This window comes from Nonomuraea sp. NPDC050153 (genome assembly GCF_044460125.1).
In the GTDB taxonomy this organism is placed as follows: domain Bacteria; phylum Actinomycetota; class Actinomycetes; order Streptosporangiales; family Streptosporangiaceae; genus Nonomuraea.
In genome coordinates this window covers 239,694-261,782 of sequence record NZ_JBITJQ010000002.1, presented here as the reverse complement: position 1 = coordinate 261,782, position 22,089 = coordinate 239,694, and the positions used below count along the sequence as shown (strand labels likewise).

Here is a 22,089-nt window from a genome sequence, read left to right as displayed (position 1 = left end):
TGCCGGTGACGGTGGTGATGAGGGTGCCGCCTCGGTAGATCTCGTAGCCGGTGACGGCGACGTTGTCGGTGGAGGCGTCCCAGGCCAGGGAGACGCTGCTGCTGCTCACGCCGGTCGAGCGCAGGTTGCCGGGCACCGATGGGGCGGTGGTGTCGGTGCCGCCGCCGGACGAGGGCTTCCACAGGGCCGGCACGTTCGGGGGCTCCCAGCCGGGCTGGGAGGTGTGGCTCTGGATGCACTCGTAATCGACGCCGTTGTACGTGACGTGCGTGCCGGCCGTGTACGCCGTCCACGGGGCCCACTCGGCGAGGGCGGCGTACGCCGAGGCGGAGACCGGGGGCGGGGCGACCGCCACGGCCGTGAGGGGCAGCAGTAACGCCACCAGGATCTTGCTCAGGACACTGTGTCTCATGACGCTCCGACATCCGGTTGGGGGGTGTACAGGGGACGGGATGCCAGGAAACTATTAGGAAAGTTTCCTTTAAGTTATGAGACGACGTTAGCCTTTGCCCGCGGAGGCGTCAATGAGTGAAATCCCGGAGTAAACCCGCGTACAGCTTCGGCGGGGGCGGGGCGTGACCCTGTCCAAGGGCGACTCGATCACCTTCCCGTGCAGCCGGCCGCACGTCATCGGTCTGGCTGATCGTGCACCGCTGAGCGTCACGCGGGGCCGACGGGCGGGGTGCCGTGCGTGTGGAAGGAGGCGATGGTCTTCAGCCCCCACGCCTGGCCCCTGGCCCGCTCGGCCTCCGTCCACGTGATCGTCCGCCAGTCGGGCGCCAGGATGAGCCGGGTCAGCGGGTTGCACAGCTCGACGCGGTTGCCGCCGGGCTCGTAGACGTACAGGAAGAAGGTCTGCTGGATGGCGTGCTTGTGCGGGCCGGTCTCGATGAACACGCCGTTGTCCAGGCAGAGGTCGGCGGCCCGCAGGATGTCCTCGCGGGTGTTCGTGGCGAAGGCGAGGTGGTGCAGCCGGCCCGAGGCGCCCGACCAGTCGTCGGTGTAGACGAGGTCGTAGGACTTGTTCGCGAAGTGCAGCCACTGGGCGGAGACGCGGCCGCTGTCCAGCATGATCTGCTCGGTCACGCGGGCGCCGAGCACGTCGCGCACGAAGGCGCCGTCGGCGGCGGCCTCGGCGGACAGGAAGTTGACGTGGTCGAGGCGGCGCACGCCCACCCCGCGGCCGGGGAACGCCTGCGGCTGGTTCTTCAGGGCGGGACGCAGCTCCTCGGGCGCCTCGTACCACTGCGACTCCCAGTAGAGGCGCAGCTCGTGGCCGTCGGGATCGCGGAAGGCGTAGGTCGGGCCGCGGCCCGGGGCGCCGTCGCGCCAGCCGATGCCCAGCCCGGCGTCCTTGATCGCGCGCACCCGGCGCTCCAGCGCCTCCTGACCGCTCGCCCGCAGCGCGGTCGAGCCGATGCCCGACGTGCGGTGGGCCGTCAGCGTGAGGCTGTGATGCTCGTAGTCGTCATATGTGCGCAGGTGCACCGAGTCGCCGTCCTGGCCGGCGGCGGTCATGCCGAGGATCTCGGTGAAGAACCACAGGCTCCGCTCCGGCTCGGGCGTGAACAGCTCGACGTGACCGAGGTGGGCGATGTCGTGCAGCAGGGCGTTCATCTCAACCTCAGGGGCATCTCAACCTCGGGGGCGGGGGAAGACCGTGCCGTCGAAGAGCTTGCGCGCGGTCCGCACGTTCGCCGCCCGCAGCGCGGTCGGCGGGCTGGTGGACAGGTCGAGCTCCACCTCGACCTGCAGGTGGCCGGTGGGATGCTCGACGTCCACCCGGGCGCCCTCGGGCAGCTGGGCCAAGCGCCTGGCCACGCCGTTCGGGAGCAGCGCCGCGGTGACGACGCTGACCGCGCCGAGCACCCCGATCGCGGTGTGCGGGTGGACCGGGATGAACGTACGGGTGCACAGCGCGCCACCGTCCCTGGGCGGGGCGACCAGCGTGGTCTTGGGCACGGCCTCGCCGGCGACGTCGCCGAGCCCCATGAGCTCGCCCGCCTGCACGCGCAGCGACTGCACGCGCTCGCGGAGCCCGGCGTCGGCCGCGAGCGTCTCGTAGGGCTCGTAGCCGGTGATGCCGAGGTCCTCCGCCGCCGCCACGACGACCGGCATGCCGTTGTCGACGCAGGTGACCTCGATCCCGTCGATCACGTCCACCTCGCGGCCGGTGGGCAGCAGCCGGCCCGTGCCCGATCCGGCCGTGTTCTCGAACCCGAGCACCACGGCCGCGGCCGTCCCCGGGACACCGGAGATGGCGGTGCCGCCGCGGTAGTCGACGCGGCCGCCCGGGGTGGGGAAGCGGGCGGTGGCGACGCCGCCGGTGTTGACCAGGCGGATGCGGACCTCGGTGTGGTCGCCTCGCGGGCGCACGAGGCCGCGCTCCACGGCGAACGGGCCGACGCCGGCGAGCAGGTTGCCGCAGTTCTGCCGCCCGGAGACGGCCGGCTCGTCCACCGCGACCTGCAGGAAGAGATAGTCGAGGTCCGCATCGGGATCGGCGCCGGGCGAGACCACGGCCACCTTGCTCGTGAGCTGGTGCGCGCCGCCGATGCCGTCGATCTGGCGCGGGTCGGGGCTGCCCAGGATGCGCAGGAGCAGGTCGTCGCGCTCCCGGGAGTCGGCGGGGAGGTCGCCGGCCAGGAAGTAGGCGCCCTTGGAGGTGCCGCCGCGCATCAGCATGCACCGCACGCCGTCGTCATGCTCCATGGCTGTATTCCGCGGCCGTCACGTACGTGATGCCGAGCCCGGGCAGCCGCTCGCGCAGGCCGTAGCGGTCGAGCCCCAGCTCGCCCTTGGCGAACGCCTCGCGGGCCGCGGCCTCCTTCGCGGCCCTGGCGGCGGAGGCGGAGATGGCCCGCTCCAGGTCGGCCCGCGGCACGACCAGCACCCCGTCGTCGTCGCCGATGATCGTGTCGCCGGGCCGGACGAGCTGCCCGCCCACGGTGACGGGCACGTTGACCGCGCCGGGCGTGGCCTTGACCGTGCCCTGGGCGCTGACGGCCGCGCTCCACACCGGGAAGCCCATGGCCCGCAGCCCGGCCACGTCGCGCACGCCCGCGTCGATCACCAGCCCGCGCACGCCCCGGGAGCGCAGCGAGGTGGCCAGCAGCTCGCCGAACATCCCGTCGGTCGACGGCGAGGTCGTGGTCACGACCAGGACGTCGCCCTCCTGGCACTGCTCGACCGCGACGTGGATCATCAGGTTGTCGCCCGGCCAGCACAGCACCGTGACCGCGTTGCCTCCCGCCTGGCACCCGGGCCACGCGGGGCGCAGCCCCGGCCCCAGGTAGCCGGTGCGGCCGAGCGCCTCGTGCACGGTCGCGACGCCGTACGCGGCCAGGGCGTCGATCCGGTCGAGGCTCGCCCGCGGCGTGCCGGTGACGACCACGTGCCTCATGCGAGCACGTCCGTGACCTGGGGGTAGAGCCGCATGTAGGCCTCGCCCACGGTGTCGTGCGGCAGGCCCAGGTTGGGGCCCGCGTTGCGGCGCAGCTGCACGCCGCGGCGCTTGGCGAGGTCGGTGTAGTAGTCCCACATGTGCTGCTGGGCCGGCAGGCACTCCATCGCCTTGCGCTTCCTGTCGAACACCGGGGTGATGTCGAGCAGCACGTCCGGCTTGAAGTCGCACTGCTCGGGCTGGTGCGGCTCGAAGAAGAACACGGGAGGCGCGCCGAGCGGCTCGCCCGGCGCGTCGTAGCCCGCGGCCTGTGCCAGCACGCGCGCCTGCAGCGCCATGCGCGCCGCCGCGGGGTGGTCGCCGTTGTACGGGTCGGCCAGCGGATGCGTCAGCACGACGCCGGGCTCCACCTCCCGGTAGATCCGCACCAGCCGGTCGACCAGCTCCGGGGTCTCCATCAGGGGATAGTCGCCCGCGTCGAGGAACTCGATCTCGGCGCCCAGGGCCGCGGCGGCGTTCTGCGCCTCCTCGTGGCGGATCGCCTTGATCTCGTCGAGCGTGCGGCCGGCTCGCCACGCCTTCGCGGACTCGCCGCGCTCGCCGAAGCTGAGACAGACCACCTTGGCCCGCTCGCCACGGCCGGCCGCGAGCGCGATGGCGCCGCCCGCGCGCCAGACGAAGTCGCCCGCGTGGGCGCTGATCACCAGAAGTGTGGGGGTCCTTGCCGAGGTCACTCGCTGACGCTACGAGCCGATCAATTAGATTGTCAACAGTTTCATCGGCAATCAGACCCCATGGCCAATTTCGGGCCTAGCCGACGGTCTGCTTCGACAATATTGTCAACGATATGGCTACTCTCATGCAGGTGGCGATGCTCGGCTACGGCGAGGTCGGCCAGGTCCTCGCCCGCGGCCTCGCGCCGCGGGTGTCCCTACGCGTCTACGACCCTGTCCACCCGCCGTCGCCGTCCGGCGGGGTGCCGCTGGTCGCGGGCAACGCCGAGGCCGTACGCGGCGCCGACGTCGTGATCGCCGTGACCACCGGCGCCGACAGCCTGGCCGCCTGCGAGGAGTCCCGGCCCCACCTCGGGCACGGCGCGCTCTACGCCGACCTGTCCACGAGCGCGCCGGGCGACAAGCGGCGCATCGCCGAGCTGGTGGCCTCGGCCGGCGCGTCGGCCGTGGACGGGGCGATCATGGCGCCCATCCCGCTGCGCGGCCTGGCGACCCCGATCCTGGCCAGCGGGGACGACGCCGCCCGGTTCGCCGACTTCGCCGGCCGCCACGGCATGGACGTGACGCCGATCGGCGGCGCGCCCGGTGACGCGGCGGCTCGCAAGCTGCTGCGGAGCGTGCTGGTGAAAGGGCTGAGCGCGCTCGTCATCGAGTCCCGGCGCGCCGCCGAGGCGGCGGGGCTGGGGGAGTGGTTCTGGGAGCACCTGCTGGAGACGGTGTCCGCGGCCGACGAGCGGTTCGTGGTGCGACTGCTGGAGGGGGCGGGGCAGCACAGCCTGCGCCGCGTGCACGAGATGCACGCCGCCACCCGGATGCTGGACTCGCTCGGAGTGCCCGGCGCGATGACCGCCGCCACGGCGGCCACCCTGGAAGAGGTGAGCCGCACCGGCGTCCCACCCGTCCCAATCGTCCCACCCATCCCGGGCAGGTCGTGATGGCGGCCCGTCAGTCGGTGGCCTCCAGGGCCTTGGCGACGCTGCGCAGGTGCTGCTGCATGGCCGTCTGCGCCGCCTCGGGGTCGCGGGCGACGATGGCGGCCACGATCAGCTCGTGCTGCGGCAACGACAGCGCGGCCCGCCCCGGCTGCCGGGCCAGGCGGAACTTGTGCCGGATCACCTGCGCCCCCAGCCGCTCGATGATCGACGCCGACGTCCGGTGGGCGGCGATCTCGCGGACCTTGGCGTGCAGCGCCGCGTTCAGCTCCGAATATCGGTCGAGGTCGTGGCGCTCCACCGCGGCGCGCATCTCGGCGACGATCTCCCGCAGCAGCGCGGCCTGCTCGGGCGTGACGCGCTCGGCGGCCTTGGCGGCGGACAGGCCCTCCAGCACCATCCGCACCTCCGTGATCTCGATGGCCTCCGCCTTGGAGATCGCCCGGACGCGGGCGCCCTTGTTGCGTAGGATCTCGACCAGCCCTTCCGAGGCCAGCTCTCTGAACGTCTCGCGCACGGCCGCGCGGGTGGCCCCGAACTGCTCGCACACGTCGGCCTCGACCAGTCGCTGGTTGGGCACGAAGTCCCCGCCGAGCACGGCCGCTCTGAGCCGGTCGGTCAGCGTCTCCTCCAGCGGGGACTCAGGGGTCACGGAATCCTCCCGTTGTCGAGCTTCGTTGACAATATTATCGACAATTGTTCCGGGCGCGGCCGCATGAGGGGCGTGCTGCGGCAGGACTTCACCGGGGTGCTCGTCGCGACGGTCGTGCTGGTGCTGGTCGTCGGGGTGCGGGACACCACGTTCCTGCAGTTCGGGCAGCTGGCCCAGGTGCTCAACCAGGCGGCCGTGGTCGGGGTGCTCGCGTGCGCGATGGCGTACCTGCTGGCCATGCGCGAGCTCGACCTGTCCGTCGGGTCGGTGCTCGGCCTGTCGGCCCTGTGCGGGGCGCTGCTGATCCGGGCGGGCCTGCACCCGTGGCTCGCGGCGGTGCTGTGCGTCGCGGCAGGCGCGCTGCTCGGCCTGGTGAACGGCGTCCTGGTCGACCTGCTCCGCCTGCCCTCCATCGTCGCCACGCTGGCCACGCTGTCCACCTACCGGGGGCTCACGCACCGGCTGAGCGAGGGCCGGCAGGTGCTCGGCGCGCCGCTGGGCGACCCGTTCTCCAAGTTCTTCGGCTGGAAGCTGCTCGGCCTCGGCATGAACTTCTGGGCTCTGGCCATCTGCGCGGCCGCGCTGGTCGTGACCCTGCGCAACACGCCGTTCGGCTACCGGATCCGGTCGATCGGCAGCAATCCGGAGGCGGCGAGGTTCAGCGGCATCCCGATCCGGCGGGTGCGGCTGCAGGTGTTCGTGCTGGCGGGCGTCATGGGAGGCGTCGCGGGGGCGCTCACGCTCGGATACTTCGGGGTCGCCGACCCCAACGCGGGCGCCGGCTACGAGCTGCAGGCCATCGCCGCCGCCGTGATCGGCGGCACGCCGCTGCACGGCGGCCGGGCCAGCGTCACCGGGGCGGCGCTCGGGGCCGTGCTGCTGGAAGTGGTCAGGACCGCCCTGGCGTACTTCCGCGTCGACATCAACTGGAACGACTTCACCACCGGCGCGGTGATCCTCGTCGCCGTCGGGTTCGCGAGCCTGTTGCGCAGGCGTTCCCAAGCCCGTCCCCCGAACTGAAGGCCTGTCTGAAAGGGAGCTCCCATGAGCAGTCGCCGCCGGCGCGTCGCCGCCGCTCTCGCCCTCGCCACGCTGACCGCCGTCGCCTGCAGCACGGGGGACGGCGCGCCGGCCGCCAAGCCCGCGGCGAGCGGGCGCGCGGCCGGGGACGTCCACGTGGCCTTCGTGGCCGCCGCGGCCAACCTCAACTTCTCGCAGGAGATGATGGAGGGCGCCAAGTACGCGGGCACGGAGCTGGGCGCGGACGTGCAGGTCGTCGCGCCTCCCGGGCCCGACGGGCAGGCGGAGGTCGGGCTGTTCCAGCAGGTGGTCGCCACCGCGAAGGACGGCGTCGGCGTCATGACGCTCAACCCCGAGCTCTTCACCCGCCCCGCCGCCGACGCCATCGCCAAGGGCGTCCCCGTCGTGGCCGCAGACGTGCCGCTGGCCGCGGAGTCCGGCGTCACGACCCTGGTCAGCAACGACAACCCGGCGGCCGGCGCGATGCTGGCCGACGCCGTGCTCGCCCGGCTCCCGGCCGGCGAGAAGGGCACGGTCGTGCTCGGCGTCCCGACGCCCGGCATCCCCGTGCTCGAACACCGGGCCAAGGGCATGAAGGACGAGCTCACCGCCAAGAACCCGAACCTCCAGGTGCTCGGCCCGTTCGACTCCAAACAGCAGCCCGACGAGAGCTACAAGGCGTGGAGCGGCCTGGTCAGGGCCCACTCGGACGCGCTCGCGTTCATGGACGCTGGAGACCCGGCGGCGTTCAACCTGCCCAAGATCCGGCAGGAGACGAACGGCGACTGGCTCTGCGGCGCGTTCGACCTCAACGACGCCGGCCTGGCCGCCATCAAGAGCGGCCAGTCCGTCGGCGTCGTGGACCCGCAGCACTGGCTCAAGGGGTACGTGACCACCCGCCTGCTGATCGAACGCGCCCTCGGCAAGCGCGAGCTGCCCAAGGGCTTCTGGGACAGCGGCGCCGCCATGGTCACCAAGGACAACGTGGACGAGATCATCACCCGCCAGCAGAGCCCCGAGGCCAGAGCCGCCTGGTACAAGAAGATCGTCACCGAGCAGTTCGCGAACGTCGAGGGCCGGATGAAGCCCCTGTCCTGATCGGAGCATGCGGGAATGACGGTGGTGCTCGCGGGCCGCGACCTCGCGAAGTCGTACGGCGGCGTGCGCGCGCTGGCCGGGGTGGACGTCGCCTTCCGCGAGGGCACGGTGCACGCCCTGGTGGGCGAGAACGGCGCGGGCAAGTCCACGCTGGTACGGATCCTCGCGGGCGCGGTGCCGCCCGACCGCGGCGAGCTGCTGCTCGGCGGGCGGCCCGCGCGCTTCGGCAGCACGGCGGAGGCGGCCAGGCAGCGCGTCGCGATCGTCTCCCAGGAGCTGAACCTCTTCCCCGACCAGGACGTCCTCGCGAACGTGTTCGCGCACCGGCTGCCGCGCAGGGGGCCGCTGGTGGACCGGGCGGCGATGCGGGCACTGGCCGCGCCGGTGCTGGCGGAGCTGGGGCTGCGGGCGCCGCCCGACGCGCTCGTGGAGTCGCTGCCGCTGGGTGAGCGGCAGCTCGTGGAGATCGCGCGGGCGCTGGTGGAGCGGCCTCGGGTGCTCATCCTGGACGAGCCCACCTCGGCGCTGCAGCCCGCCGAGGTGGCCCGGCTGCACGAGATCATCGGCGGGTTGCGGGACCGGGGCACCGCCGTCGTCTACGTGTCGCACGTGCTGGAGGACGTGCTGGCGATCTGTGACGAGGTGACCGTGCTCAGGGACGGCGCCGTGGTGCTGGGCGGAGCCGAGGCAGCGGGACTCGACCTCGCGACGCTGGTCACGGCCATGCTCGGCGGCCGGGCCCCCAAGGCCGGCCACCCCACCCGACGTCCGGCGGGCGCCGAGAGCGCGGCGGAAGCGGATGGCGCGGCGGGCCCGATGGGCATGGCGGGCGTGGCGGGCGAAATGGGCATGGCGGGCGCGACGGGCATGGCGGGCGAGGTGGGTGCGGCGGGCGCGGGGCGGCTGCGGTTGGTCTCGGTCACCGTGCCGGGGCGGCTGCGCGAGGTGAGCCTGGAGGCCGCGCCCGGCGAGATCCTCGGCATCGCCGGGCTCGTCGGGTCCGGGCACATCGACGTGTTGCGCGTCGTCGCGGGCGCGCTGGCCCCGGCGTCGGGCCGGGTGGACCTGCCTGGCGGGGCGCGCCCGGCCCCCGGCGTCCGCGGCGCCGTGCGGGCCGGCGTCGGGCTCATCTCCGGGGACCGGCGCGGCGTCGGGATCACCGCGGACAAGCCCGTCTGGGAGAACGTCGTCCAGGTGGACGCCGTCGCCCTGGCCAGGCACGGCGGATGGCTGACGGCGAGGGCGCTGCGGGAGGCGGCCCGGGTGTTCACGGAGCGGGTCGGCGTGCGGATGTCCTCGATCGAGCAGGCGGTGGACCAGCTCTCCGGCGGCAACCAGCAGAAGGTCGTGTTCGCCAAGTGGCTCGCCGCCCGCCCGTCCGTGCTGCTCATGGACGACCCGACCCGCGGCATCGACATCGGCGCCCGGGCCGAGATCTACGCCCTCATGGCCGAGCTGGCCCAGGCGGGCGCGGTGCAGCTGCTTGCCTCCAGCGACCCGAAGGAGCTGGCCGAGGTCTGCCACCGCGTCGTGGTGATCAGGAAGGGCCGCGTCTCCGCCGTGCTGGAAGGCGCGGGCCTGACCGCGCACGCCGTCCTGGAGGCGGTGAACGGCGACCGCGAGCCGTGAACCCGCGAGGACCTCGCGGTTTGATCGATTAGCCCCGATCTGTCAGTGGCCTCCGGTAAGTTCCCGGATCATTGATCAGCCGGTCGCGAAGGCGCGGGCACTCCCGCGCGCGCCCGTGATCCGGCCGGGGCGGGAGGGTTCAAGGTCGTGGACGCGGACAGAGCCGCGTGGGAGCGGCGCAGCGTGGTGCAGGTGGTGCCGCCTGTCGAGCCGCGGAAGCTGGCGAAGGTGCCCTTCGTCGAGCTGGCCGACGGGCGGTTGCAGGGGGTCGTGTCGAGCGGATCCGACATCGAACGGGTCTACGTCTCGTCCATCACCGCAGGCACCCACGCGTTGAGCTGCAGCACCAACAACAACCGGCCGTGCGGCGCGCTGCACGGCTACGCGTGCAAGCACATCCGCCAGCTGGCCGAGGAGGCGGTGCTGCAGTACGGGCTCGACCGGGTGGCCCGCTACCTGGGGGTGGAGGTGCCCGAGGGCCAGTTCCTGATGTCCTCCATCAAGGGGCCGGTCGAGCGCACCCCGGCCGCCGTGGTGTTCAGCAGGTTCCTGCGCCACCTGGCCTACCTGGAGGTGCCCGACAGCACGGAGCCGCTGGCCGAGCTGCACTGGTTCCCGGCGACGAGGGCGGTGCGGTGATGCTCGACGTACAGCTCGGGGAGCTGGTCGGCGACGCCCCGGCCGGGGCCGGCGAGGCGCTCGACCTGGTGACGGGCTTCGACGACGCGCTCACCCACGGGTTCGCCCGGCTGGGTGAGGAGGCGTCCGCGGCGCTGGTGGCCCTGGCGGGCGCGCTGGCCGGCAGCCCGCTCGGCGACCGGCTGGCCGAGGCGGCGGAGAAGGTGACCGCCGGGTCGGTCGGCGACGAGCACCTGGCGGCGCTGGCCGGCGGGCGGGCCGCGCTGCTCGGCGCGGTGCACGACGCCCTGCTCGCCCGGCTCGACACGGCGCTGGGCCGCACCCGCGCGACCTGGGAGCCCGCCGAAGGGGCGGGCGAGCCGGCGAGCGTGCTCGCCGCGTGCCGGGGCTGGCTGCGCGAGCTGGCGATCACCGGCTGGCGCGGCGTCGACCACGACGTCGTCTCCAGCGCCGACCAGGCCATCGAGGCGCTGCTGGCCGTGCCCGAGCTGCGCGGGCTGGCGGTGCTGCTCGACGGGCTGGCGGCGGAGCTGCGGGCGTCCTGCCCGGTGGGCACGATGGATCTGCTGCCCGCCCGCAGGTGGGCCGACCTGTGGACGCGTGCCCTGCTGCTGTCCCAGAAGGGCACGTGGCACGGCGCCGCCGAGCCGGTCTCTGGGCGGCTGCTGATCCTCGGCGCCGACCTGCACGAGCACGCCACGGTGGTGCGGGTGCAGGTCCACGGCATCCTTGAGCCCGCGGGTGGCGCCCCTTCCCGGCTGGTGCGCACGAGCGTGGCGGCCGCGAAGGTGGACACGATCTCCGGCCCGTCCGTGTGGCGGCTGATGGGCGACCACCCCGTGCTCATGGGCGCGCTGGCCGGCCACCTCAGCCTGGAGCTCGCCGACATGCCGCTGCTGCCGGGCGGCGACCTGGTGTGGCACGACGGCAAGGCGAGCGCCGGAGAGGCGACCGACCCGTTCGCGACCGCCCGGGTCCAGCTCGCCGAGGCCGTGGCGCCGGCGACCCCGCCGCTCGACCGCCATCCCGTACGCATCGCGGAGCCCGTCTTCCTGGAGGGCTACACGATCAAGGACGAGACGCTCGACCTGGGCGGAAACTCGCTCCCGGTGACCCTCGACCGGCTGCCGGCCGGCGGGCCGCTCACCCCCGAGCTGGTGTCGGCCTCCTCCGCGTGCATCGGCCTCATGCGCTGGGACGGCGGGCAGTGGCTCCTGCAGCCGCTCGCCGTGCAGGCCACGGTCAAGAAGAAGGGCGTCACCGCGCACAACGGCGACTGGGCCATGGGCCCCACCGACCCCAAGGTCGTCAAGGCCGAGGCCAAGGCCGGTGACGTGGTCGCCGTGCTGCGCGAGCGAGCGGGGCGGTTGCTGAGGAAATGAGCGATTCCCCCACCACATCGGACGAGGCCCGGCGCCAGGTGCTCTACTGGCGCCTGCTGTCCCGCGTCTTCGGCGCCGACGAGCAGCCCACCCTGGAGCGGGCGAGCGTGGCCATCGTCGACGACCTCGGCCTCCCGCCCGCGCTGCTCGACCCCGGCGTCTCGATCGACAACCTCGTGCAGCGCTTCCCCGGCCTGGCCGACGAGTTCCAAGATCTCATGGCCGAGAAGGAGCACGAGGACGGCGACGAGGTCCGCCGGGCGGCCCTGGTCTCCAAGCTGCTGCTCAACGTGTTCTCCACGGGCACCGGCAACGTCACCGCGAGCCGGCTGGAGAGCTGGAAGAACGACGCGGGCTGGTTCGAGCGCGGCATGGGCAGCGAGCCCGGCGGGCTGCGGCGCAGCCCCGGTGACGAAGAGGTGGCCGCGGTCCTGGCGGGCATCGAAGGCGACCTGGTCAAGCGCATGCACCTGCGCGAGGTGCTGGCCGACCCGGCGCTGTCCAGGCAGCTCACGCCCAGCATGTCGCTCATCGAGCAGTTGCTGCGCGACAAGTCCAACCTGTCGGGCGTCGCGCTGGCCAACGCCAAGGCGCTGATCCGCAGGTTCGTGGACGAGGTCGCCGAGGTGCTGCGGACTCAGGTGGAGAAGACCAGCGTGGGCGTCATCGACCGGTCGGTGCCGCCGAAGCGGGTCTTCCGCAACCTCGACATCGAGCGCACCATCTGGAAGAACCTCACCAACTGGAGTCCGGAGGACCAGCGACTCTACGTCGACCGGCTCTACTACAAGCAGACCGCCCGCCGCACCACCCCGGCGCGCCTGATCGTGGTCGTCGACCAGTCGGGCTCGATGGTGGACGCGATGGTCAACTGCACCATCCTGGCGTCGATCTTCGCCGGGCTGCCCAAGGTGGACGTGCACCTCATCGCGTACGACACCCGGGCGCTCGACCTGACCCCGTGGGTGCACGACCCGTTCGAGGTGCTGCTGCGCACCACGCTCGGCGGCGGCACCAACGGCACGGTCGCGATGGCCCTGGGCCGGCCGAAGATCACCGATCCGCGCAACACCGTGATGGTGTGGATCTCCGACTTCTACGACAACCGATCGCTGATCACCGACTTCGAGGCGATCCACCGCTCGGGGGTCAAGTTCATCCCCGTCGGCTCGGTCAACAGCTCCGGAAACGCGAGCGTCGACCCGTGGTATCGCCAGAAACTCAAGGACCTGGGCACCCCCGTGATCTCGGGTCATATCCGCAAGCTCGTCCTCGAGCTCAAGAACTTCCTCGCTTAGGAGACCTCACCCATGAGTGACGATATGCTGCGCGCCCCCGCAGAGGTGAAGTACGCGGAGGAGCTCGACTGGCTGGAGTCGGTCGACGACGGCCCCAAGCCGTTCTCGTGGCGGCTGAGCCCCCGCATGATCAGGCTGTTCATCCTCGGCTCCGAGCGCTCCGACGGGCTCGACCGGGAGATCTCGCAGAAGTGGTTCGGTGACCGCAGTTTCGTCGAGCGCAGCATCGTGACCCTGGCCTCCGACCGGGGCCTGCTGCTCATCGGCGACCCGGGCACCGGCAAGAGCTGGCTGGCCGAGCTCCTGTCCGCGGCGATCTGCCGCAACTCCACGCTGGTGGTCCAGGGCACCGCGGGCACGACCGAGGACCACATCAAATACTCGTGGAACGTCTCCATGGTCATCGCCAAGGGCCAGTCCCGCGACTCGATGATCCCCTCGCCGATCATGACGGCGATGGAGAACGGCGTGATCGGCCGCTTCGAGGAGCTGACCCGCTCGACCAGCGACGTGCAGGACGCGCTGATCTCGATCCTGTCGGAGAAGTACGTCTCCATCCCCGAGCTCGACGACGACAACATCGTCTTCGCCCAGCCCGGCTTCTCCATCATCGCCACCGCCAACAGCCGCGACCGGGGCGTCAACGACCTGTCGTCGGCCCTCAAGCGCCGCTTCAACTTCGTCCGCATCCCCGTCGTGACGAACAAGAAGAGCGAGGCGGAGATCGTCCGCTTCCGCACCGAGGAGCTGCTGCGCCGGCACAGGATCGAGCTGGACCTGCCGCCCACGCTGCTGGACATCCTGCTGCAGAGCTTCGCCGACCTGCGTACGGCCGCCGCGTCGGCCACCAGCGACGACGAGAAGCTGGAGTCGGCGCTGTCCACGGCCGAGCAGATCGGCGTGCTGGAGGACGCCATCCTGCACAGCCACTTCTTCGGCGACCGCGTGCTGCGCGCGCAGACCCTCGCCGGCTCGCTGGTCGGCTCGCTGGCCCGGCGCAGCCCCGAGGACCTCGCGATCCTCAACAAGTACTGGCACGGCGTCGTCGAGCCCCGCAGCAAGAAGGACGGCGGGGAGTGGCCGGAGTTCCTCGAGGGCGGCCGCGAGGCCATCGCCACGCTCTCATGACCGGCCAGACGAGCCCGTTCGGCGCGCTCCGCGAGCAGCTCCTCGACGCCGCCGCCGCGTTCGCCGACAGTCCGGTGACCGTGTCGGACATCCTGTCCGGCCTGGTCGACGACGTGGACCGGGCGCTGCGCGAGGAGCTGGAGATTTTCCCGGTCTGCCACCACTCGCCGGCCTCGGCGCTGGCGATGGTGCGCAGGCTGCGGGAGAAGCAGCCGAAGGTCATCTACCTGGAGCTCTGCGAGGACCTGCAGCCGCTGCTGACCGAGTTGCGCAACTGCCGGCTGCCGGTGGCGGTGCAGGCCTTCGCGACCGAGCTCGACGGATTCCCCCTGCCGTGGGCGCCGCTCAGCGTGGTGGCGCCCATCACCGAGGCGTCCGCCGAATACCAGGCCATCTCGTACGCGCTGGAGACCCCGGGCGTCGAGCTGGTGCTGGTCGACCGGTCGACGGACCACGTCTTCCAGTGGGCGCCCCGCGAGGAGCCCGGCAACAAGGAGCACGCCGAAGAGGCCGGCCTGCACGGCGACGCGGTGGGCATCGAGCTCGGCGACCTGCGCCCGCGCTTCGCCGAGCTGGAGGAGCACCTGCTGCACCACGGCAAGGTGCGCCACTGGTCGGAGTGGTGGGACCAGTACGTCGAGCAGCCGCTGTCCGGGGCGGACTACGACACCTACCGCCAGGTCATGGTGCTGATCGGCAGCCTGTTCCGCCGCCTCGACCGCGACGGCGGGCGGCGGAGCGTGGACGAGGACCGCGAGCGCTACATGTGGACCAGGATGCGCGAGCACCTGGCCGGCTCGGGGACGAATCCCGCTGACTGCCTGTACGTGTGCGGCGCCTTCCACGCCGCCAGCCACGTCGAGCAGTTCGGGCTGAAGTCCACGGCGACCTTCGAGATCACCCCGCGTACCGGCACGAAATGGCTCTACGGGCTCATCCCGTCCAGCCACTCGGCCATCGAGGCCCAGTTCGGGCTGGCCTCCGGCTCGGTGTCGATCGCGGCGGCGACCTGGGACAAGGCGCTGACCCGCGGCAAGCTGACCCCGTTCCAGCTGGCCGGGCAGCGGGGCGCGCGCAAACGCGTGACCAAGCTGCCCGCGCCCGTCCCCCAGGGCGAGGTGGCCGACCGGCTGACCGGGTTCCTGTCGCGGCCGCCCGCGCTCGACGAGCTGGACGAGGCCGAGCTGCTCGGCTGGAGCGTCGACATCGTCCGGCTGGCCCGCCGCAACGGCTACCTGGCCAGCACCGCCGACGCCATCGCCGTGTTCGAGACCTCGATCCTGCTCGCCGGCATGCGTAACCGGGCCAGGCCGACCCCGTACGACTTCCAGGACGCGGCGGTCACCTGCATCGAGAAGGACGTCGTGCCGGGCCGCCGCGACGTGCGGCGGCTGTGCGAGATCATGCTCGGCGGCGACCGCGTCGGCGAGGTCGGCTACGACGCCCTGCCGCCGCTGGCCCGCGACGTGTACGACCGGCTCGCGCCGCTCGGGCTCGACCTGGAGAAGCGCACGATCCAGCGGGCACTGCTCGACCTCAACGCCGATCCCGAGCTGGCGCCCTGCTCCGACCTGCTGTGGATGCTGCGCTACCTGCTGCCACGGGACGCCGTCCGCCCCATCATGGGCGAGCGCCGGCTGGGGGAGCGCTCGATCCAGGAGAGCTGGGACCTGGCGTTCGGCAAGCACCAGCGCTCGATCATCGAGCTGGGCTACGAGGGCGTCACCATCGAGCAGGTGCTGGAGCAGCGGCTGCGCCGTTCCGTGTGGGACCCCAAGGCCACGGCGGCCGTCGCGCTGGCGGCCGTCGAGGACGCGGTGCTCTTCCTCGGCGGCCGCCGCTTCGCCGACGAGCTGGGGCAGCGGGCCGTGGAGCTGCTCTCGACCGAGCGCAGCGTGGACGACGCGCCGGAGGTGCTGCGCAGGATCCGGCGGCTGATGTCCTACTACCGGGCCCATGAGCCGGAGCTGCCGGCCTGGTGCGAGGAGTTCGCGACCTCCGGCTACGCGCATTACTGCACCCTCCTGCCGACGGCGTTCGTGGCCGACGACACGGGGACGCGGCAGGTCGCGGCCATGCTGGGGTTCCTGTTCTCGATGGAGAGCCTGGCGCTCTCGCTGGGCTGCGACCGGGCCCAGCTGGAGCTGGCCGTGCAGCAGTCGCATCCGGAGGCGCCGGACAAGGTGGCGCTGCTGTGGGCGGCGCGCTCCCAGCTCGGGCTGCTGTCACTGGCGCAGCTGCGGGCGCGGTGCGACGAGCTGCTGGCCAACCCGCTGGTGGTCCCGTCGTTCCCGCTCTACATCCTGGGGTTCGTCCAGGCCATGGAGCCCGTCCCCGCCCTGTCGGGCTTCGTGGTGGAGGTGATCTCGAAGGCGTTCGGGCAGCTGCCCGACCGGGTGCTGCTGCCGTGGCTGCCGAAGCTGATCACCTCGCTGCGGGACCAGGCGGGGGAGCTGATGCCGGCGCTCGTCCGCGAGGCCGGGCGCACGTTCCCCGGCACGCTGGCCGCCGTGGACGGCTGGGTGCCGCCGTGGACGGCGCGTCCCGCCACTACGGTGGCGGCCGCCGCGCCGGCGGCGTCGGGGCCGGTGGCCGAGCTGCTGCTGGGGCATCCGGCCGCCTGTGACGCGGTGGCGGGGCTGCTCGGCTGCGAAGGCTCCTGGCAGGCCCCGGCACCGGGCCGCGGGGAGGTCGCCGCGCTCCTGGCCGGCCACCCGGAGCCCGCGCTGGCCCTGGCGGGCCTGCTCGCCTGAAGTCGAAGGGCGGCCCCGTCCGGTACGGGGCCGCCCGCGCTCTCCGGGAGATGAATCACCGGGAAACAGCGCATGACGTTTCTCTGACCAGGGCAAATATGTCCATTTATGTCGCCCTTCGGGATAATCCACGAGGGCCTTCCGAATCGTAGTATCCGGTGCTGAAGCTCCTGCGCGATTCGAAGAGGGAAGCAGTGTCGCGTCCGCAATCGGGGGATCACCTCGGTCAGATCGCCGCCTACCGCCTCACCCGGTTCCTCGGGGAGGGCGGGCAGGGCGTGGTCTACGTGGGCCTGAGCCCGTCGGGCGACGAGGTCGCCGTCAAGGTGCTGCACGCCCGGCTCTCGGACGATCCCGAGGCCCGGCGCCGCTTCTTCCGGCAGGTGGACCTCGCCCGCCGGGTCGCCCCCTTCTGCACCGCGCGGGTGCTGGACATGGGGATGCAGGCCGACCGGCCGTACATCGTGAGCGAATACGTACGCGGCGAGTCCCTCGAACGCGCCGTCAGGAAGGACGGCCCCCGCACCGGCGGCGGGCTGGAGCGGCTCGCGGTGGCGACCGCGACGGCGCTGGCGGCCATCCACCGGGCCGGGGTCGTCCACCGCGACCTGAAGCCCGGCAACGTCATCCTCGGGCCCGAGGGACCCGTGGTGATCGACTTCGGCATCTCGCGGGCGCTCGACCACGCCGTCACGCAGACCGGGGCGTTCGGCACGCCCGGGTACATGGCGCCCGAGCAGGTGAGCGGCGGGGAGGTGGGGCCGGCCGCGGACGTGTTCAGCTGGGCGGCCACGATGGTGTACGCGGCGACGGGGCGGCGGGCGTTCGCCGGGGACTCGGTGGCCGCGGTGCTGCACGCGCTCCTGTACGACCCGCCCGACCTGTCCGGGGTGCCCGAGTCGCTGCGGTCGCTGGTGACCACCTGCCTGGACAAGAACCCCGCGCGGCGGCTCACGGCGGACGACCTGGTCCGCGCCCTGACCGGCGACGACACCCTGACCCTGCCCGACACCACCGGGCCCGACACCACCGGGCCCGACGTCACGCCGCCCGACGCCCTTCCGCAGACCCCGCCGCCCCGCCGGGTGCCGCGCCGCGCGGTGCTGGCCGTCGGGGTGGCCGCCGCGGCGGCGGCCGTGGCCGTGGCGATGTGGCCGCGCGACCGGGATCCGGTACGCCCGGCCGCCCCGGTCCTCCAGTTCGGAGCCGAGCTCGGCGAACCGCTGACCGGCCACACCAACGACGTGCGGGCGGTGGCCCTCGGCAGCCTCGACGGCGTCCCCGTCATGCTGACCGGCTCGGACGACGAGACCGCCCGCCTGTGGAACCTGCGCACCTCCCGGCAGATCGGCCGGCCGCTCGCCGGCCACACCGAATGGGTCAGATCGGTCGTCCTCGACGAGCTCGACGGCGCGCCGATCGCCGTCACCGCGAGCGACGACGACACCGCCCGCGTCTGGGACCTGCCCGCCGGCGCCTCCCGCGTCCTGGCCGGGCACAAGGGCGACGTCAAGTGCGTGGCGACCGGCCGGATCGGCGGCCGGCACGTCGCCGTCACCGCCTCCACCGACGGTACCGCCCGCGTCTGGGACCTGCGCACGGCCAAGGAGTACGGCGACCCGCTGACGGGTCACGACGGCGGCGTGTGGGCGGTGACCATCGGCCAGGCGGGCGGCGTGTCCGTGGCCGTCACCACCGGCGACGACGCGACCGTGCGCGTCTGGGACCTCCCCTCCAGGAAACAGCTCGGCCGGCCGATGACCGGCCACTCCGGCTGGGTGCGGTCGGCGGCGTTGGGCTTCCTGAACGGCTCGCCCGTGGTGGTCACCGGCGGCGAGGACATGACCGCGCGGGTCTGGGACCTGATCACCATGAAGCAGGTCGGCGCCCCGCTCATCGGCCACACCGGCGTCGTCTGGTCGGTGGCGATCAGCAACATCGACGGCACGCCCGTGGTGGTCACGGGCAGCGAGGACAGAACCGTACGCGTGTGGGACCTGAACACCAGGAAATCGCTCGGCACGCCGTTTACCGGGCATTCCGACTGCGTCTGGTCGGTGGCGGCGGGCCTGCTCGACGGGCGGCCGATCGCCGTCAGCGGCAGCCGTGACCAGACCGCCCGCACCTGGAACCTCACCCAGGGCCGCTGACCCTTTTTACCCGGATCGGGGACCTCGCAGCCCACGCGGGCCGGCAGCCCGGCCGGCCCGCGCGGTGTCCCTGCTGCCGGTGACGCGTCCTTTCTCATCGGCGGTCAAGCGCGATCACCGCTCACACCCGGAGATACGCGGAGGACGCGAGAGGAGTTCACACTTGGCCCGGAAATTTGGTCAGGGCAGCTCAGGCGGGGTGGCGCTGAAGACGACGCGCGGCGGGTGGCCGCCGAACAGCTCGCTGACGGTGACGAACCGGTAGCCGCGCTTGGCCAGGTTCCGCAGCACGCGCGGGATGGCCCGCACGGTCGTGGGGTGGATGTCGTGGAACAGGATGACGCTGCCCGGCCGCACCCACCTGAGCGCCCGGCGGGCCACCGTGGCGCTGTTGCGGTAGCGCCAGTCCAGGGTGTCCACGCTCCACAGCACCAGCGGGCGGGCGGTCTGGCGGCGCACGGTGCGGTTGAACGCCCCGTACGGCGGGCGGACGAGCCTGGGCACGACGCCCGTGGCCGCCTGGATCACCCGGTCGGTGCGGACCAGCTGGGAACGCACCCCGGCGGGCGACAGCCGCCTCAGGTCGGGGTGCGACCAGGTGTGGTTGCCGATCTCGTGCCCGGCCGCGACGGTGCGGCGCAGCACGCGGGGGTAGGTCACGACGTTGCCGCCCACGACGAAGAACGTGGCGCGGGCACGGTACGCGGCCAGGTAGGCGAGCAGCGTGTCCGTGTAGGGTCCGGGGCCGTCGTCGAACGTGAGCGCCACGCACTTGACGTGGCGGCAGTCGACGCGGGGCCGCGGTCGCGGGTGGGCGGTCCCGGCCGCGTCGCCGGGAGCGGCGAACGCCGCCGCCCCCAACGCCCCGGCCGCCGCCGTGTCCAAGGCCGCGCCGGAAGCCGTGTTCAAGGCCGCGCCCGCGGGTGGAGCCGCGCGGGCGGCCTGCGAGGGCGCCACGAGCGTGCTCGCGCCGCAGGTCATCGCCACCAGCGCCGCCGTGGCGACCGCCCTGGCCGTCCCCCGCCTCGCCCCGTCCAGGAAGGGCAGGCGCGGCCTCGTACCGGTGTCCATCGATCCCCCCTCACGCACCGCCCCCGGTGCGTCTGCCCATGAGTGGCGATCCCGAACGGGGATCGGTCCACTGAATACGACAACCGCCGCTCGCACCTGGTTCGCCGGAGACCGCTTTCCAGATGACGGAACCCCGGCGCGGCCGACCCGACCAGCGGTGCTTGACCGCCGCTCGTCCCGGCGGGCCGGTCCCAGGCGGACGTGCTCAACCCGCTCCCCGGTCCGGTCGCGGTCCCCGCGGTCCCGGTCCCGTGACGACGAGTCAGCGCGACCAGGAGCGCTCGACGGCGTCGCGGACCCGGCGGCGGGCCGGTGGAGGCACGTCGCCGTTCGCCGCCGCCGCCGGGAGGGCGGGCCGCGCGGCCGGTACGAGCACCGCGTTCTCCTCGTCCGTCACCGGCCGCTCGATCTCGGTGAACGCGCCGTCCGCGCCGCGCACGATCACGCCGGTCTCCACCCCGTGCGCCACCGTGTGCCGGTCACGCGCCAGCAGCCCGAGGCAGATCCGCCGGGCGATCACGAACCCCAGCACCGGCCCCGCCACCACCAGGACCCGGAAGATCCACGTGGTCGCGTACAGCGAGATGTGGAAGGTCGAGGAGAGCAGGTCGTTGCCGCCGGCCAGCCAGAGCACGCCGTAGTAGACGATCCCCGCGACCCCGAGCCCCATCCGCGTCGGCGCCTCGCGCGGCCGGTCCAGCAGGTGGTGGATCGCGTGGTCCCTGGTGATCCACCGCTCCAGGAACGGGTACAGGGCAAGCACGGTGAACAGCAGCCCGGGCGCCCCCAGGGCCGGGATCAGCACGCTCATGGTCACCGTGTGCCCGAAGACCGTGAACTCCCACGGCGGCATGATCCGCAGCGCGCCTTCGAGGAAGCCCATGTACCAGTCGGGCTGCGAGCCCGCGCTGACTGTGCTGGGCGCGTACGGGCCGTACAGCCAGATGGGGTTGACCTGGAACACCGTGGCCAGTGCCGTCACCACCGCGAGCACCCACAGGAAGAACACCGTCGTCTTGGCCAGGAACGCCGGGAAGAACGGCGCGCCCCGCACGACCCGGTCGTTCAGCCCCTTGGCCCTGAACTGGGTGTGCGTCTGCCGCCACGTGAGCACCACCGCGTGCAGCGGCAGGAGCACGAGCAGCAGCCCGGGGATCAGCAGCACGTGGATGCTGAACAGCCGGGAGATGATGTCCTCGCCGGGGAACTCGCCGCCGAACAGGAACATCGCCAGGTACGTGCCCACCAGCGGCACCGAGACCGTGACCCCGTGCAGGATGCGCAGCCCCGCGCCGGACAGCAGGTCGTCGGGGAGCGAATATCCGAACAGTCCGTTGAGCATCACCAGCCCGAACAGGGCCACGCCGATCAGCCAGTTCAGGTCGCGCGGCTTGCGGAAGGCGCCGGTGAAGAAGTTGCGCAGCAGATGGATGACGATGGCGCCGAGGAAGAGGAGCGTGGCCCAGTGGTGCATCTGCCGCATCAGCAGGCCGCCGCGCACCTCGAAGCTGATGTCCAGCGTGGAGGCGTAGGCCTGGCTCATCTCGACCCCGCGCAGCGGCACGTAGACGCCGTCGTAGACCACTTCCTCCATGGTCGGTTTGAAGAAGAACGTGAGGAAGACGCCCGTGATCAGGATGACCACGAACGCGTACAGCGCGATCTCGCCCAGCAGGAAGGTCCAATGGTCGGGAAAGACCTTCCGCATCGCCTTCTTCAGGAAACCGGCGCCGCCGAGCCGTTCGTCGAGCGCCTGGGCCAGTGAGCTGACCTTCATAGTCACCCCCGTCTATGACTGGATGGGTACGTCACAGACAAGACGGAATAGGGCCGGAAAATGTGACAGTCGGGCGAATCGTTCAACGGTGCCCGGAATCAGGCCCTGCTCGCGGACGGCCTGCCGGTGGTGGTCCAGCAGCGCGCCGAGCGCCGGTCCACCGGGCTCACCAGCGCGCGGAGCCCGGCGTCGGAGCGCAGCTCGCGGCTCGGCTCGGGGGCGGCGATCTCACCGGCGGCGGCTCTCCGGCGGCCCCGGACAGCTGGGCGGCACGCCGCCGGTGTCCACCACGATCCGCTGGAGCACCACGGTCGGATCGACCATCCAGAACCTCACGACGTGGACGCCGGGCGTCGCGACCGTGTGAGTGGTCGTGGTGGCTGAAACTTTCGCAGTCTGGGGGAAAATTTCTGGCGCAGTAGG

General features: G+C 72.4%; 19 protein-coding genes. 10 read left to right on the top strand and 9 right to left on the bottom strand.

Annotated elements, in window-relative coordinates; all coding sequences use genetic code 11:
• From ACIBQ1_RS05495 to ACIBQ1_RS05475, 5 genes are all read right to left on the bottom strand, one after another.
• On the bottom strand, nucleotides 1–412 hold a 412-nt coding region (locus ACIBQ1_RS05495; protein WP_397274775.1), incomplete at its 3' end, for a carbohydrate-binding protein.
• A 248-nt stretch (nucleotides 413–660) separates the two neighbouring features.
• Nucleotides 661–1,617: a VOC family protein gene (locus ACIBQ1_RS05490; protein ID WP_397274774.1), complete on the bottom strand. Its 957-nt coding sequence runs from the start codon at nucleotides 1,615–1,617 to the stop codon at nucleotides 661–663.
• An 18-nt stretch (nucleotides 1,618–1,635) separates the two neighbouring features.
• A complete protein-coding gene (locus ACIBQ1_RS05485) occupies nucleotides 1,636–2,712 on the bottom strand; it encodes a 4-oxalomesaconate tautomerase (protein WP_397274773.1) in 1,077 nt (358 codons plus the stop codon).
• Nucleotides 2,702–3,403: a 4-carboxy-4-hydroxy-2-oxoadipate aldolase/oxaloacetate decarboxylase gene (locus ACIBQ1_RS05480; protein WP_397274772.1), complete on the bottom strand. Its 702-nt coding sequence runs from the start codon at nucleotides 3,401–3,403 to the stop codon at nucleotides 2,702–2,704. Before ACIBQ1_RS05480 ends, ACIBQ1_RS05485 begins: the two co-directional genes overlap by 11 nt.
• Entirely contained in the window at nucleotides 3,400–4,137 is a 738-nt protein-coding gene (locus tag ACIBQ1_RS05475; protein ID WP_397274771.1) for a PIG-L deacetylase family protein, read from the bottom strand. Before ACIBQ1_RS05475 ends, ACIBQ1_RS05480 begins: the two co-directional genes overlap by 4 nt.
• Before the next feature lie 113 nt (nucleotides 4,138–4,250).
• Between ACIBQ1_RS05475 and ACIBQ1_RS05470 the strand changes: the two genes are divergently transcribed.
• Nucleotides 4,251–5,072, top strand: a complete 822-nt coding sequence (locus ACIBQ1_RS05470; RefSeq protein WP_397274770.1) for a DUF1932 domain-containing protein — start codon at nucleotides 4,251–4,253, stop codon at nucleotides 5,070–5,072.
• 10 nt (nucleotides 5,073–5,082) lie between these two features.
• On the opposite strand, the gene ACIBQ1_RS05465 is transcribed toward ACIBQ1_RS05470, so the two are convergent.
• Complete coding sequence (locus tag ACIBQ1_RS05465) at nucleotides 5,083–5,721, bottom strand: GntR family transcriptional regulator (protein ID WP_397274769.1); 639 nt, start codon at nucleotides 5,719–5,721, stop codon at nucleotides 5,083–5,085.
• Nucleotides 5,722–5,784: 63 nt separating this feature from the next.
• Here ACIBQ1_RS05465 and ACIBQ1_RS05460 point away from each other — a divergent pair, with 63 nt between their 5' ends.
• The 9 genes from ACIBQ1_RS05460 (at nucleotide 5,785) to ACIBQ1_RS05420 (ending at nucleotide 18,818) form a co-directional block, all read left to right on the top strand.
• Nucleotides 5,785–6,741, top strand: coding sequence for an ABC transporter permease (locus ACIBQ1_RS05460; protein WP_397274768.1), 957 nt, complete (start codon nucleotides 5,785–5,787; stop codon nucleotides 6,739–6,741).
• Between the two features lie 24 nt (nucleotides 6,742–6,765).
• Nucleotides 6,766–7,839 (top strand): sugar ABC transporter substrate-binding protein, encoded by a 1,074-nt coding sequence (locus ACIBQ1_RS05455; protein WP_397274767.1) that lies wholly within the window; start codon nucleotides 6,766–6,768, stop codon nucleotides 7,837–7,839.
• 15 nt (nucleotides 7,840–7,854) lie between these two features.
• Nucleotides 7,855–9,468, top strand: coding sequence for a sugar ABC transporter ATP-binding protein (locus tag ACIBQ1_RS05450; protein ID WP_397274766.1), 1,614 nt, complete (start codon nucleotides 7,855–7,857; stop codon nucleotides 9,466–9,468).
• Nucleotides 9,469–9,615: 147 nt separating this feature from the next.
• Complete coding sequence (locus ACIBQ1_RS05445) at nucleotides 9,616–10,107, top strand: hypothetical protein (RefSeq protein ID WP_397274765.1); 492 nt, start codon at nucleotides 9,616–9,618, stop codon at nucleotides 10,105–10,107.
• Entirely contained in the window at nucleotides 10,107–11,489 is a 1,383-nt protein-coding gene (locus ACIBQ1_RS05440; RefSeq protein ID WP_397274764.1) for a hypothetical protein, read from the top strand. The genes ACIBQ1_RS05445 and ACIBQ1_RS05440 overlap by 1 nt, the downstream gene beginning before the upstream one ends.
• Nucleotides 11,486–12,787: a VWA domain-containing protein gene (locus tag ACIBQ1_RS05435; RefSeq protein ID WP_397274763.1), complete on the top strand. Its 1,302-nt coding sequence runs from the start codon at nucleotides 11,486–11,488 to the stop codon at nucleotides 12,785–12,787. Before ACIBQ1_RS05440 ends, ACIBQ1_RS05435 begins: the two co-directional genes overlap by 4 nt.
• A gap of 12 nt (nucleotides 12,788–12,799) precedes the next feature.
• Nucleotides 12,800–13,915 carry an AAA family ATPase gene (locus ACIBQ1_RS05430; protein ID WP_397274762.1) on the top strand — a complete coding sequence of 372 codons (1,116 nt, stop codon included), beginning with the start codon at nucleotides 12,800–12,802 and terminating at the stop codon, nucleotides 13,913–13,915.
• The gene (locus tag ACIBQ1_RS05425; protein ID WP_397274761.1) at nucleotides 13,912–16,668 is read left to right on the top strand and encodes a DUF5682 family protein; all 2,757 of its coding nucleotides are present in this window, start codon (nucleotides 13,912–13,914) and stop codon (nucleotides 16,666–16,668) included. Before ACIBQ1_RS05430 ends, ACIBQ1_RS05425 begins: the two co-directional genes overlap by 4 nt.
• Nucleotides 16,669–16,862: 194 nt before the next feature.
• Entirely contained in the window at nucleotides 16,863–18,818 is a 1,956-nt protein-coding gene (locus ACIBQ1_RS05420; RefSeq protein ID WP_397274760.1) for a WD40 repeat domain-containing serine/threonine protein kinase, read from the top strand.
• Nucleotides 18,819–18,998: 180 nt separating this feature from the next.
• Here ACIBQ1_RS05420 and ACIBQ1_RS05415 read toward each other — a convergent pair whose 3' ends face one another.
• From ACIBQ1_RS05415 to ACIBQ1_RS05405, 3 genes are all read right to left on the bottom strand, one after another.
• Nucleotides 18,999–19,889: a polysaccharide deacetylase family protein gene (locus tag ACIBQ1_RS05415; protein WP_397274759.1), complete on the bottom strand. Its 891-nt coding sequence runs from the start codon at nucleotides 19,887–19,889 to the stop codon at nucleotides 18,999–19,001.
• 262 nt (nucleotides 19,890–20,151) lie between these two features.
• Nucleotides 20,152–21,666: a cytochrome bc complex cytochrome b subunit gene (locus ACIBQ1_RS05410; RefSeq protein WP_397274758.1), complete on the bottom strand. Its 1,515-nt coding sequence runs from the start codon at nucleotides 21,664–21,666 to the stop codon at nucleotides 20,152–20,154.
• 228 nt (nucleotides 21,667–21,894) lie between these two features.
• On the bottom strand, nucleotides 21,895–22,074 hold the full coding sequence (locus ACIBQ1_RS05405) for a hypothetical protein (RefSeq protein ID WP_397275535.1): 180 nt from the start codon (nucleotides 22,072–22,074) through the stop codon (nucleotides 21,895–21,897).
• Nucleotides 22,075–22,089: the final 15 nt, after the last annotated feature.

Excerpts from the sequence above, each read along its gene's own strand:
- ACIBQ1_RS05490 (WP_397274774.1), bottom strand. The coding sequence starts at position 1,617 with ATGAACGCCCTGCTGCACGACATCGCCCACCTCGGTCACGTCGAGCTG.
- ACIBQ1_RS05485 (WP_397274773.1), bottom strand. The coding sequence starts at position 2,712 with ATGGAGCATGACGACGGCGTGCGGTGCATGCTGATGCGCGGCGGCACC.
- ACIBQ1_RS05480 (WP_397274772.1), bottom strand. The coding sequence starts at position 3,403 with ATGAGGCACGTGGTCGTCACCGGCACGCCGCGGGCGAGCCTCGACCGG.
- ACIBQ1_RS05470 (WP_397274770.1), top strand. The coding sequence starts at position 4,251 with ATGGCTACTCTCATGCAGGTGGCGATGCTCGGCTACGGCGAGGTCGGC.
- ACIBQ1_RS05460 (WP_397274768.1), top strand. The coding sequence starts at position 5,785 with ATGAGGGGCGTGCTGCGGCAGGACTTCACCGGGGTGCTCGTCGCGACG.
- ACIBQ1_RS05455 (WP_397274767.1), top strand. The coding sequence starts at position 6,766 with ATGAGCAGTCGCCGCCGGCGCGTCGCCGCCGCTCTCGCCCTCGCCACG.
- ACIBQ1_RS05450 (WP_397274766.1), top strand. The coding sequence starts at position 7,855 with ATGACGGTGGTGCTCGCGGGCCGCGACCTCGCGAAGTCGTACGGCGGC.
- ACIBQ1_RS05440 (WP_397274764.1), top strand. The coding sequence starts at position 10,107 with ATGCTCGACGTACAGCTCGGGGAGCTGGTCGGCGACGCCCCGGCCGGG.
- ACIBQ1_RS05435 (WP_397274763.1), top strand. The coding sequence starts at position 11,486 with ATGAGCGATTCCCCCACCACATCGGACGAGGCCCGGCGCCAGGTGCTC.
- ACIBQ1_RS05430 (WP_397274762.1), top strand. The coding sequence starts at position 12,800 with ATGAGTGACGATATGCTGCGCGCCCCCGCAGAGGTGAAGTACGCGGAG.
- ACIBQ1_RS05425 (WP_397274761.1), top strand. The coding sequence starts at position 13,912 with ATGACCGGCCAGACGAGCCCGTTCGGCGCGCTCCGCGAGCAGCTCCTC.
- ACIBQ1_RS05415 (WP_397274759.1), bottom strand. The coding sequence starts at position 19,889 with ATGGACACCGGTACGAGGCCGCGCCTGCCCTTCCTGGACGGGGCGAGG.
- ACIBQ1_RS05410 (WP_397274758.1), bottom strand. The coding sequence starts at position 21,666 with ATGAAGGTCAGCTCACTGGCCCAGGCGCTCGACGAACGGCTCGGCGGC.